Source organism: Paenibacillus ferrarius (genome assembly GCF_002027705.1).
In the GTDB taxonomy this organism is placed as follows: domain Bacteria; phylum Bacillota; class Bacilli; order Paenibacillales; family NBRC-103111; genus Paenibacillus_E; species Paenibacillus_E ferrarius.
This window is the reverse complement of the sequence record NZ_MBTG01000001.1, coordinates 90,543-102,812: the sequence shown is the minus strand read 5'-3', so window position 1 is coordinate 102,812 and position 12,270 is coordinate 90,543. Positions and strand designations below refer to the sequence as shown.

The window sequence follows — 12,270 nt, the reverse complement described above, 5'->3', positions numbered from 1 at the left end:
CCTCCACCAATCATTGACGATTAGTGAATGAGGGATATTACTTCGTTGACTTTTGTGCGATTTTCTTTTCTATCTTTTCAAAACCTTTTGTATCGTTCCACATATTATCAAATTGCTCTGAAAAAGTATTAGCTGCGTCACTGTTTCGGATAACCATTAATACTTCATCGTTCGTCGTGGAAGCTGCTTTTGAATAGTTGTAAGATCCTGTTGTAACAACCTGCTTATCTGCAATGGTCACTTTAAGATGCATAAGTCCACTATGTTTGTTAACCTTCATAGGGATATCTGAGCTTCCTAAAAGTTTCAATGCCTCTTCTTGTGTCTTACCAGATGATTGTATTTTGTCAGTAATAATCCTTACAACCACTCCGCGTTTCTTGGCTTCTTTAATAGCCGCGACAATATCAGGATGAGTTAAGCTATAGATAGCGATATCCAAGGTTGTCTTTGATGAATTGATTACATCAATCAATGCCTTCTCTGGATGCTGATCTGCTTTAGTAAAATAATACTCATCGTTTGCTTGTTGCTTAATTGGAGCCTCGGTTGGTTTTGGTGATGCGGAAGCACTTAATGAAATTGGAGTTTGAGTAGGTTTAGTTGCTACATCTATTGTCTTTGGCGTTGAGCTGCAGCCTGTTAGTGCAATGACACTTGCCATTGTAATGAGGAAAGTAATATTTCGCATATCCATAATTCTCCTTAACTGTTATAAGAACAGTATCGCACGAACATGCATTTGTATGCAAATAGAAAAAAGCCTCACAAGGTCATATCAGACTAGTGAAGTTTCCATATGTTTTTCATTCTCCGCATCCATTGCACGTTTTTTTCATACAAATATCCTCTATTCACTTTCAAATTTATGAAAGGCCTCTCCAAGTAAATTTTCAAGTGAATCTCCAAATATTTTTTTATTTAAGTTGTATGTAGAATGTGAAGCTCCCCAAGTCTCGCCATTCTTAATCAATCTAAATGAGAAATGAAGATTCCCATTATAGTCTTTTTTTATTGAAATGGTTCTTTCTTTCCCATCTAAACATAAATAGCTTTTTAATTGAACTTCAGATAATTTGTTGGTTTCTTCTATATAATACTTTTCAAATTCCAAATGTGAGTTAACTATTTCAACTTTAGTGTCAAATGCTTGTCGTTCTTCTCCGTCTTCGTTCTTGACAATTACTCCTGTTTCGACCCTATTTGTTTCCTTACTGGTTGCTGTAAAATGATCTACAACTACACCACTGAAGTCCTTAAAACGACCACTAGTAATAGTTACGTTAGTACCAATTGCAATTTTACTTTGAATCATAGAGGCACCTCCTGTTGTTCATATATTACCAAATTCTTACTCTCAATAAAACAACTCATTTATCATACTAGTGAGCCTTGAGTAAATCTCTAAATTCTTTCGTAGTTACTTTTCGAAAACCTTCTTTTTCAACAAACATTTTCGCTTGTAGTTCTTTTACACCTTTATACTCACTTTCAATTTTACCTATTCCGCTCACATCAGGACAATTGATTTCTTTCACTGTCTCACAAATAATTTTCTTCTGGTGGTTTACGTATAGATTCATAAAATAACCGCCTCCTATATATTAACTCGATAATGAGATTATATCACATAATATTTATGTATGTAAATACATATTTTATTTTTATTATTCAAAGTGGAAATCCTTCCATTACTATATCGACATGGCCGAATGGATCATATTTTTTTGCGCTTTGTGCATTTCATCATAGGCAGCATCATAACCCATAGCATAACCCACATCTTCAAGACGTTCAATCCAATCATCATTAGGACATTCAACCTTGGATGCATATCCCTGCCCTTGAACGATTTTATTAATTTCTTCACAAGTAGCTATCCAAGCTTGATTTGTTTTTTCAACCGCTGCATAATAAGCATTGATTGCCTCTTCTGTTGGTGTTTTATGTTGAATCAATTGTTCCGTTCACTTGCACTGCCGAATCCGTAACGATTATCTGCAGTTCCAATCTCATATGTATTACTTTTTTCGTTGTATGATTCAACAATACACTCGTACTCTTTTTTATTGCCGCCAACATAAATTACAACAGATCCTACAGACTTAATACCGTTCAATTTAACTAACATGTATATCGCCTCCATGTATATCTTATATTTATTTATTATACACGTTTATTTATATATGTAAATACATTCTTTATTTTTATTATTTAAATTATTAATCTTTCCATTACTTCCTCATCATTCAGGATCTCACTATACTCAATGAACAACCTATCAGTATCAATGGCCTCTAAGCTTACATAACCGTCCTCTAGCTCCTCTGAATAGTCCCTCTGTACAATTGCATTCATTGCCGCGGAATCGCGCTTTAGAATGGCGTTGTGAAGCTCCTCGCTATATATGGCCTTCAGCAATATGAAATCGTTTAGTTTTAGCATTAATTAATCTCCTTTATGTCACCTAATAAAAGTGAGGTTTCATTATCTTACTTGTAAAAGAAATATGTCATAATCCGAATTTTACTTTTTACTGTGCATCATATTTAAGTGATGTTCGTGAAGTCCATTTCCACAATTACGACCATCATCTTTCCAAGTATACCAGAAGCCTCGTTCTGTTCTTTTAATGCTTGTAATAACGTGCATTGTGGTATGCCCTCCTGCCCAATTTGCAGACACTGTATCGCCTACGCTATATTTTGGTGATGTGATATCATCCATTTTAATTTCCTCCTAGAATATTTTCGTATGGTCTAGCAACAATTCCAGCAAGTGCGCTAATAATTTCTAATTCATGCTTATTCCGTTCCTCATTTGCCATATGTTCAAAGTCTGGATGATAATAAACCTCTGGTTTTCTCTCTTCTTTTTTCTTGTGTGCTAGATAGCCAGTTTTTACAGCTGCATTTAATGCTTTTCTAACTTGTGAAGATAATTTGCTCACGACTTGAACACGTGCCATGCGTACTTTTTCGACATTCGCCTGATCTGCAGTGAGTTCGCCACGTTGTACCATATCTATTAACCATTCAATATCATTTTGTGTAAGTTTACTCATTGTTATCACTCCATCATTTTTTATTTTTATTGCGATGAAATCCTGCTTTTATTTGCTATACTTTTTTATGAAGCTAACACATTTTCTTTTTAAATTAATTAAATCAGCCTTAGAAGCATGTTCAAAGTGTTCTGGCTCTTCACTCATCAAATCCAATTCGTGTTGTACCAAGAAAAGTAAATCAGATATAGAAGTATGTTCCATTGGATCATAAGTAATTTCTTTAGGCATTGCTTTTAATGCTTTGTCAATATCCATTTACTATTTCCTCCCTAGCAGCGTAATCTGCCTTATATCCAAGGATGCGTACCAATAACTTTGAGAAACTGAGCATTCTTCATATATTCTTGAGTTTGTTTACTATATAAATTTTCATCCTTATAATATCCTCTATCAAAAAAACACCATCTTATTTTACCATCACTACAAAGAGACGCGTAATACTGTTCTTTAATATCTTTGAAATGTAAATTCTCAATTTCATTTTTATTCAATTCTTTAATTACATCACGGTAACAATATGTATCCATTGTAATTTCTCCTATTAACTATTGAGAAAAAATTCAAGGGGATCTAAATCCCCTTATTATATTTACTATTTAATATAATGTTTGTATGTTCCTAATTCATGGTTTATTTTTATGAATTTACCTTTCTTATCTTCATAAACCTTATGTCCTTCAGATTTCATTACAAACTTCATTGGTACTTTTTCACCTTCAACAATATTGTACCATTTGATAATTTTGTTACTTTCAATATGTAATTCATATGTTCTAAGCGAGGTTTCAATTTTAATAATTTCCATTTCAATCGCCTCCGTATGTGTTACCTTATGTATATATAATATCAACCTTTTACGTTGGAGTCAACCCTTTAAGTTGAACTATTTAGATTTATTTTGTTTTCCTTTTATGGTATCATTTAGAACAAGCAGACAAGGAGGAAAGAATATATGGATTCGAGAATTGAATTTGTTTTAGAGAAAACATTAGTTGAAATTGGTATTACTAAGAATCAATTATCTGTCGAGGGTAAGATCCGATCCAACACTGTTACTGAGATAGCAAATGGATCAGCCAAACAAATTAAGATTGAAACGCTGCATAAAATTATTGATACTTTAAACTTCTTTGGTCAGACAAATGGACTTAGAGTTTTCACGGAATCGGATGTTATTAAATATTTACCTATAGAACACAAAAGACAATCCTGAATGAATAGGAATGTCTTTTTTTATTTATTAAATATCCATTGAAATCGTTCGTTCATTGGCTTATAAATTCAGTTGATACAATTTCTATATCTGAATCTGTTGTAATATCTCCAGTGTACGTTATAACAACGTGTAAGCCTCTGTATGCCTTATTTAGTCTATCTAGTGTGTTTGTATCCAATGAGCACAATGATTCAATTTCAAGCATCCAACGGCCTTGAGAAGGTGTATTATCCTCAGTTGTAACCGCGTAATACATATGGTCATTGTTATCATAGTACACATAATCAATTGTAGTCGTGACAGTTGTTTCGTTTGATGCTGCAAAGGCTTGAGATGTGAAAAGTGAAAACAGGATAAGAGTTAGGATAAAGATGATTAATTTTTTCATTTATGTTGTGCTCCTTTGGCTTTATAATGGTGTGTTGTCGATTTGTGTGAATGTGTACTTTTGTGCGATGTGTGGGATTTATATGTAGAGTGTGAAGATCTTGCAAAAGTTTGAGTCGAGAATGAAAATAATAGGATAATGGTAAACATAATTGACAATGTGATTTTCACTTTAACATACCGCCTTATTTTTATTTTTTATAAGTTGCATTAGAAAAATTCCTTTTTAATATTGAACAAACTCTGAGAAATCTTCATCTTCAAGATTAATATACCAGTTGTATAGGCGTTTGATTATTGTAATCATTTTAAACACTCCTTATATGTTATTTTTATACTATTATGCTATTTCATAATCACGAATTAAAATATTAGCAATTTCACGGTCTGACATTTCATCAATATGAACTCCGTCAAATTCTCCATCACCTTCATACTCAGACCATGCACCATCTTCTGCTAGTTCAATGAGAACACGACGAAGCTCTGAGGATGAGATAGAGGAATAAGTAAGACCAGTTGCACGGTTAACGGATTTTAAGGCAATGGACATAAGTTGTTCAGTTGTCTTTTTCATGAGTGAACACTCTCCTAGTGGATATGTATTTGGTTAACTCTTTATAATACATATTATACGGATTAAATTATTTAATGTCAATCATTATTTTTATTTTATAAAAATCGCAATCTGTTATTCGTCAATGACTCATGTGATAATTATTATAGTTTACCTAGGATACTGTTGCATTGTTCTGGTATCTCTTACAAGTTTGATTTAACGTATCCACTTTTCAACGAATCACCAGAATATAGTGTTGGATCAAATCCTGCCAAGGTTGAATATTTTTTTACTATGTCTGTAACTGATTGACTAGACAATCTTGTAAAAACAAGATCACTCTTCTTGATTGAGCGAAACAGCGAGTCGCTTTTTATCTTAGAATTTTTGATCCAGTCTTGCAATGCAACTATTGTACAATATTCATTATGTGAGTACATAACTATTTTTGAAATATATGCATTTTTAGTATTGTTAAATATTTTTATTATTAACTCTTTATCTGTAATCTCTATATCTTCTACATTAATTGATGTCAGTTCACTTATTCGCAATCCCAATGAAAAGCTTAATAGAAGAATTGCCTTGTCGCGTTTCCCTGTAAGTGTGTTTACATCAATTGAATCAACAAACTTTTTAATATCTTCGAGTGTTAGATGATTAATAGGTTTTTTCTTTTTGTTCTCATTGAATTTTTCAATATCCTCATTAAGAATAATCCAATTATCATCTTCATTAATTTTAATTGTCATTTCTTCATGGTATAATTTATTGTAATCACTATTGAATACAGGCTTCCATTTTCCGATATAGTACATTTCCTTAATGTTCATATCTATTCTACTTTTTAAAGTTATGTACTCAATTGATTCTTTTTGTTCATAGCATTCTAATTTTAAATGACCACTAAAACCAAAATGCACTCCCATTCTATTTTTGATTGGCTGGACAGTTTTCCCAACATAAATAACTTCTCCATTCTTGTTTATAAATCTATAAATATAATAAGTAACATTATCCTTCTTATTTTCTCTTACTCTTCTCTTTCCTTCTAATTCGACCATTTAAAATCCCTCTCTTATTTTTATTATTCTGGTTGCCTCTCTAAGTAACTGAGAACGCAAACCATTTTTAGTATCATTTAATAATAACTTTATTTCTTCAAAAGTTAACTTATTAAAAGCATCTTGATCTATTTGTTCATCAAGTAATAATCCAGCACTCTTTTGAACGTCTTTAGTCTTGTTTATATAGTGTTGATAAGTAGTCTGTATATTAGAATGGTTTAGCTGGTTAGAAGCCGCTACAAGGTCTCCAGTTGTCTCTAGAATGAAGTTAGCTCCATAGGATCGAAAGGAATGGAAAACTATTTTTCTTTTGTCATTGATATTTAATTCTTTTTTTAATGTTGACATCATTTCCCAAATTGTTTTAGTTGTTACATGGAAGATCTTATTATCTTTATATCTTTGAAAATAGCCGAGCTTCTTAATTTCTAACAGTTCATTGTAAAGATTAACACTTATGGGTTGGCTAACTTCTTTATCTGTTTTCTTCTCAACAGTATTTACAAAGTAACAGTTCTGTTGATCATTCTTCTCGAAGTTATCCCATGTAAGATTTAGTAATGTATCTTCACGTAGACTAGTAGTAGTAGCTAATCGAATAAGACAATACTTCTCATACCCTTTAACTTGATTTAATACGAGTTGTAACATGGCCTGTAGTTCTTCTGGTGTAAGATAACCATATGATTTACTTTTATTTTTAAGCTTATCAATTTGGAATACTTCAGTATCAATGCCATGTTTAGTATCATATCTGTTGCGCTTAAAGAATGAATATAAAGACTGGAGTGATGCTAGCTTGCGGTTAGATGTAGCGTTAGAATGTTGCTTGTCATTGATAAGGAAGTTACGGTAACGTATGATATCCTTATTCTCATAGTGTAGGTCATTGTGCGTTAGCTGCTCAATAGATGGCTTATTCATGAATGAGAAGAATAGTTTGATATCATGCATGTAACCTATACGTGTGCCTTCGCTGAAACGTTCGTCATTTATGAACGTTAGTATGTCAGAGTATACTGTGTCAGAGTTGAAACCTATAACATTTGGTTGAGCAGACATTGTGAAGCCTCCTTTGTGATATGTGATAGTATATGATATGGATGTGTTTACCGTTCATATATAATATAACACGGTTTTATAGTATTAGTCAAATGTTATTTTTATTATATATAGAAATGTTGTGTAGTGTGAATATACATCATTGTATAAGTAGACAAGGCGATTAAGATATATAGTTAAATTTATATACTGTATAGTTGCTAAACAATGTGTTAAAACTTCAGATCATTGTTAGAAGACGATTTAAACGTCAGACTAATCCCATTAGTTTTTATAGGTTGAATTGCTCTCATGTTCACGTTGATCCTGACGTAGCAACATACCTTAACCCGTTCTCATTGTACATTTGTATCCTATTTCATAGATACCTTAGAACTAATATTTCATAGTATCTATAAAGCCTTATTTTATGCGTTTTATTGCCTATATGGGGGTATATTTACAACTTCAATACTTACTTAAAGTAAGTATTGCGCCGCAACTCATCTCCATCGACACTCATTCTGCTCACCAAGCGATACCACTTTTCACCTATTTTCCACTAAATTTTAATCGAATATGCTATCGATACGCTATCGCAAGATCCCCTATATTTCAACGTTTTCTCCTCATCTCATTTTCCTCTAATCTACCCTCAAACTCACCTTTCCCCTTATATCTTGCCTCTCATGTCACCTCTAACCCTTATCTCATCTACCTTTTCACGATATAATCCAATCTCAATTTACCCTAATCGCCTATAAAGCCTTACGTATCAACACTTTATTCTCTTTTCACCCACACTTACGATACAATAAATTTCATCTCTCGATTACTGTCGATACATACCACGGGGGATACTTTTACATTGAAAATCAAAATAGGATGACCATGTATAGAGCCATCCTTAAATTTTATCCAATCCTTACTTATATATAATAACGGGATAGCACATATTCCCATCTTCATTAAGCAAATCAGGAATACTCAACGCTTCCTTTAACTTATTATTCAGCTTCTTTCTCTTCAATCCATACTTCTCCAGCAATTCACCAATCATTCTCTTCATTTGTCTATTCTTATATGTATCCACTTTAACTTCCAACTCAACGTAATCCAAGACTTCTCTTTCAGTTGCCCATCCTCTTTGAGCTATAAAATCTCTTATTGCTTTATCTATTTCATAAGCACTATTATGACTAAGTTCTGTAATTTTCTTCTTCTTCAATTGGGGATACACTCTATTTGCTTCTTCTTCCCCAAATGTTCTATATAGCAATTCCCATCCCCAAGCACTCATCGTTAAATGGTTATCATAAAAGCTCTGAGCGTACCCTTCAGCCCTTGTCATAACCTCCTCGGAAAATGATTCAATCATAAAAAAGGAATGCATATTCATCACATCTCTTTTTTTATTTTTGACTAATTCAAATTTAGCCTTTTTTAATAAATGTTTTGGTACTTCATCTTCTTTCAGTTTGTATAGATAGCACATAAATGCGAACAATCCTATACGGTCAACTAATCTTCTTGGATCTTTCTGACTGCACAAATTAGCAAACTGCTTCATTGTTGTATAAAACAAAGGTAATTTTTGATCTTCTTTGTACTGTTCTGGAGGTAAATTGTCTTTTGCTAAACTTAAAAATGTATGAAGATTTTCTAAGTATGGCTTCATCAATTTATATTGCACTGGGTACTCATGTTTAAAATCATCACTTCTGACATAACGCATATTCTCTTCAATAATTTCTTTCTGTTCTTTCTGCCAATCTGTCTCGTGATAATTTACCTTATAAACTTTTCTTAGGAATCTTAGAGCTGAAACCTTATCGCATTTCAATAGCCTTTCAACACACTTCATAATTGTTCCAAATTTAAACGTACAATCTGTACTAAAACATTTATACATATAATGACCAGTATCAGAATTTTGAAATATATTTGCACTAGGAGTTACATCGTTATGAAAGATACAACTAAAGTAACCTCCAGATGTCACTCCTAGAAAATCAGATAAATTTTGCTTTTTCACATAATCATAAACCTCTTCATGCGTATGTACTCGTAATTCATTTGGATTTAATACAGAGTGTAAGGAATCTAAATCCATCCTTCTAATATAGGTCAAATTGCTTGATTTTACAGGCTTATTCACATCAAGGGGGGATAATGTGTCCATGTAAGGAGTAAAGTGTTTTAGATCTAGTACTAACGTGGACACATTATCCCCATTATAATTATTTTTATCTTTATCTACGTAATTTGAAACTTCAAGTCTATTATTATAATTGATTGGCATAATCTCAGTACCACCATAGAACATACGAGAACCATCAGAGCAACTCCGATCAGCCATAGGATACCGAGATAGTAGCTCATTCATAATGTTGCTAAAATCATTATAGTTGGTAATTACGCGGTCTAAAATAAACACAACTCTAAATTTATGATGTTTGTCAGTATGGTTAAATGTTTTATAAATAAAGGCAGCGTTATCTTTAAATTCAATTAAAGCATTCTCAATAGTCATTCCATCATCGAAATCTAAGCATATAACCTCCTGAGACGACCAACAATTAATTGATCGTCTCAGTTTACCATTTACTTTTTTGTTTATTAAAGCAGGAATGAATGTCTTCCCTTTTAAAATTTCATTTGCTAATTGTTGCACTGTTACTTTATTGGGATGATTCAAAATTCTATAGTTAATTTTCCTGACTTCTTCTTTACTCGGCTTACTTTTATATTCAACTATATCTAACAGTAATTCCACATGATTCCCCCTTATAAATTTATTTAATTATTTTTACTCTGTTTTCAACATCCCCATTAAGAATGTATGTCTCTTCAAATTCTCAACTTTTCTCATCGCAAAATTAACGGTTTCAGCCTGACATAAAATAACTGCCTCATCTACTGCCCTTGTAATTGCGGTATACAATAAGTTAGCATTTGCTTGAAACTTATGACTCTTATCCAAAATTACAATTACTACTTTTGCCGAACTTCCCTGACTCTTATGTTTGGTAATACACCAACTATGTAGCAATTGCTTGATGTCATCCAAAGGAATCCTGATCGTATCAAAATCAAAATCAACAATAATTCCATTCATATCAATTTGAATGTCATCATTATTTTTATCCTTCTTCCAATCAGTGACAATATCTACAATAACACCAGTGTCACCATTAACAATCTCAGCAAGTTCATTTCCCGTGTTCATGATTTCATATGTATTCTTTGTGTTAATAATGTAATCGTCTATCCTAAAAGTACAATCATCCGTATATACAAGTTCTTTCTTATTATCATTTTGTGGATTAACAATTTCTTGAATAGTCTTATTTACGGCGAACGTTCCAAGTTCACCCTTTTTCATTGGAGTAAGAATAAGAATGTCTTCAGGTCTATACTTTTTAAGAAACTCCTGATAATAATGCTTGTATCCGCTTGGCATCCATTTCTGCTCAACAGAGTGGAACGTTAAGTTTTTTCCGAATTTAGTCATCCCTGTAAAGTCATCATCCACAAATTTCTGGCCTTTGCGGATTTTTGTGGCGATGTCTAAGATTCCTCCTTCACTTTGTCTAAATACTATATCTAACTTTGTAGTTGGAATTTCTCCGCTGCTCAACATGTCGTGAAGCAGGTTTCCGCATTGTACGGAAGGTATTTGAAATGCATCTCCGACTAATAGTACTCTTACTTGAGGATTCATCATTTTATTAAATGTCATCGATGCAATAAACACATCCAACATACTGACCTCATCTATAATCACGAAGTCCTCAGTAATCTCAATAATATCCTTTTCCTTCTTATCTTGACCGTAACCAATAGCCTTGTGAATTGTCATTGCTTTTCTATCGGCATAACCAGATAATACTTTCGCGGCCTTACCAGTTGGAGCAAGTAGTTTATATGTATATCCAAGCTGTTCGAGTAAATCAATCAGTAGCTTCTGCAACATTGACTTGCCGCAGCCTGCAAATCCTACAAGGAGATTGACACTATAGTTTTTGATATTATAGAAAAATTCCTTTTGTTGCTCAGATAATGCGATTTTATATTTCTCTTCCATAGATTGAATAAATTTTTCAACATTGAAATCTAACTTCTCAGAATTCTTCAACCATCCTTTCATTTTTCTGGCAATGCTTTGCTCAGTTAAATAAGTGCCATTCAAAGCAATGTTTTCACCTTTAGCAATAATTTCTGGATTTTCAGCACTTAAAGAGCTATTTAATTGATTATGTATAAGTTCTGTATCGATTTGTAACAATTCAAACGAGTTTTTAAGCAGTTCTTTAAGAACTATGTATGTGTGCCCTTTTGATTGCTCTTCTCCAATCGCGTGTTTTATACCGCTAAGTATTCGATGAGGATCATCCAAGGAGATTCCCATGTTTCTTGCAATTACATCTGCTTTCTTAAACGAGATGCCATTAATTCTAATGAGGACATACGGATTCTCTTTAATCTTCTGAATGGCAATGGTGCTGGAACCAAATTCATCAATTAACTTTTTAATGGTGTCATATGTAATTCCGTATCTTCCTAGTTGACTGAACAAATCTTGAAATTCCAAATTCTCAATAATTTTCTGCCTGATTCGTTGGTATGTAGTTTCTCCAATACCTTTGACCTTTTTGTACTCGAAATCATCATTTTTAATTAATTCAATAACATCTGCATCTGGATACACCTTATATATTTCACCTACTTGCAACTCAGTTAAAATAGCCTTAAGATAATCCTTCTGGGTTTCAACTGTTTTGGGTACATCCTGATAAATCGAATGAACTAGGTATCCGAACCCATACTTCGGATCATCCACACCCTCTATTTCAGCTTTGTGTATCAAACCCAATTCCAGTTTTGGCATTTTTCCTTTAATTGTGAAGTTGTAGTAGCTACTTAATTGAAC

Annotated in this window: 18 protein-coding genes; 1 reads left to right on the top strand and 17 read right to left on the bottom strand. The window is 32.8% G+C overall.

The features are described from left to right. Nucleotides 1-37 precede the first annotated feature (37 nt). The 11 genes from BC351_RS00545 to BC351_RS00500 form a co-directional block, all read right to left on the bottom strand. The gene (locus BC351_RS00545; protein WP_079408759.1) at nt 38-691 is read right to left on the bottom strand and encodes a phospholipase D-like domain-containing protein; all 654 of its coding nucleotides are present in this window, start codon (nt 689-691) and stop codon (nt 38-40) included. 159 nt (nt 692-850) lie between these two features. Next, complete coding sequence (locus BC351_RS00540) at nt 851-1,315, bottom strand: hypothetical protein (RefSeq protein WP_079408758.1); 465 nt, start codon at nt 1,313-1,315, stop codon at nt 851-853. 67 nt (nt 1,316-1,382) lie between these two features. Continuing rightward, a complete protein-coding gene (locus BC351_RS00535) occupies nt 1,383-1,583 on the bottom strand; it encodes a hypothetical protein (protein ID WP_079408757.1) in 201 nt (66 codons plus the stop codon). A gap of 111 nt (nt 1,584-1,694) precedes the next feature. Continuing rightward, complete coding sequence (locus BC351_RS00530; protein WP_079408756.1) at nt 1,695-1,958, bottom strand: hypothetical protein; 264 nt, start codon at nt 1,956-1,958, stop codon at nt 1,695-1,697. Beyond that, nucleotides 1,955-2,131, bottom strand: a complete 177-nt coding sequence (locus BC351_RS41985) for a hypothetical protein (protein ID WP_158081940.1) — start codon at nt 2,129-2,131, stop codon at nt 1,955-1,957. Before BC351_RS41985 ends, BC351_RS00530 begins: the two co-directional genes overlap by 4 nt. Before the next feature lie 83 nt (nt 2,132-2,214). Next, entirely contained in the window at nt 2,215-2,445 is a 231-nt protein-coding gene (locus BC351_RS00525) for a hypothetical protein (protein WP_079408755.1), read from the bottom strand. An 81-nt stretch (nt 2,446-2,526) separates the two neighbouring features. Continuing rightward, nucleotides 2,527-2,727, bottom strand: a complete 201-nt coding sequence (locus BC351_RS00520; RefSeq protein ID WP_079408754.1) for a hypothetical protein — start codon at nt 2,725-2,727, stop codon at nt 2,527-2,529. Between the two features lies 1 nt (nt 2,728). Continuing rightward, nucleotides 2,729-3,064, bottom strand: a complete 336-nt coding sequence (locus tag BC351_RS00515) for a hypothetical protein (RefSeq protein ID WP_079408753.1) — start codon at nt 3,062-3,064, stop codon at nt 2,729-2,731. Nucleotides 3,065-3,112: 48 nt separating this feature from the next. Next, nucleotides 3,113-3,322 (bottom strand): hypothetical protein, encoded by a 210-nt coding sequence (locus BC351_RS00510; protein WP_079408752.1) that lies wholly within the window; start codon nt 3,320-3,322, stop codon nt 3,113-3,115. Between the two features lie 32 nt (nt 3,323-3,354). After that, the gene (locus BC351_RS00505) at nt 3,355-3,594 is read right to left on the bottom strand and encodes a hypothetical protein (RefSeq protein WP_079408751.1); all 240 of its coding nucleotides are present in this window, start codon (nt 3,592-3,594) and stop codon (nt 3,355-3,357) included. 65 nt (nt 3,595-3,659) lie between these two features. Beyond that, on the bottom strand, nt 3,660-3,872 hold the full coding sequence (locus BC351_RS00500; RefSeq protein WP_079408750.1) for a hypothetical protein: 213 nt from the start codon (nt 3,870-3,872) through the stop codon (nt 3,660-3,662). Between the two features lie 147 nt (nt 3,873-4,019). On the opposite strand from BC351_RS00500, the gene BC351_RS00495 reads away from it, so the two are divergent. Continuing rightward, the gene (locus tag BC351_RS00495) at nt 4,020-4,280 is read left to right on the top strand and encodes a helix-turn-helix domain-containing protein (RefSeq protein WP_079408749.1); all 261 of its coding nucleotides are present in this window, start codon (nt 4,020-4,022) and stop codon (nt 4,278-4,280) included. Between the two features lie 52 nt (nt 4,281-4,332). Here the strand turns inward: BC351_RS00495 and BC351_RS00490 are convergent, their stop codons facing one another. The 6 genes from BC351_RS00490 to BC351_RS00465 all read right to left on the bottom strand — a co-directional run bounded on the left by BC351_RS00490 (nt 4,333) and on the right by BC351_RS00465 (nt 12,228). Beyond that, on the bottom strand, nt 4,333-4,671 hold the full coding sequence (locus BC351_RS00490) for a hypothetical protein (RefSeq protein WP_079408748.1): 339 nt from the start codon (nt 4,669-4,671) through the stop codon (nt 4,333-4,335). Nucleotides 4,672-5,010: 339 nt separating this feature from the next. Beyond that, complete coding sequence (locus BC351_RS00485) at nt 5,011-5,247, bottom strand: hypothetical protein (protein WP_079408747.1); 237 nt, start codon at nt 5,245-5,247, stop codon at nt 5,011-5,013. 185 nt (nt 5,248-5,432) lie between these two features. Continuing rightward, the gene (locus tag BC351_RS00480; RefSeq protein ID WP_079408746.1) at nt 5,433-6,293 is read right to left on the bottom strand and encodes a tyrosine-type recombinase/integrase; all 861 of its coding nucleotides are present in this window, start codon (nt 6,291-6,293) and stop codon (nt 5,433-5,435) included. Then, a complete protein-coding gene (locus tag BC351_RS00475) occupies nt 6,294-7,358 on the bottom strand; it encodes a tyrosine-type recombinase/integrase (protein WP_079408745.1) in 1,065 nt (354 codons plus the stop codon). Nucleotides 7,359-8,262: 904 nt separating this feature from the next. Then, entirely contained in the window at nt 8,263-10,113 is a 1,851-nt protein-coding gene (locus BC351_RS00470) for a hypothetical protein (protein WP_079408744.1), read from the bottom strand. A 33-nt stretch (nt 10,114-10,146) separates the two neighbouring features. Beyond that, nucleotides 10,147-12,228, bottom strand: coding sequence for an AAA family ATPase (locus BC351_RS00465; protein ID WP_079408743.1), 2,082 nt, complete (start codon nt 12,226-12,228; stop codon nt 10,147-10,149). Between the last annotated feature and the right edge of the window lie 42 nt (nt 12,229-12,270).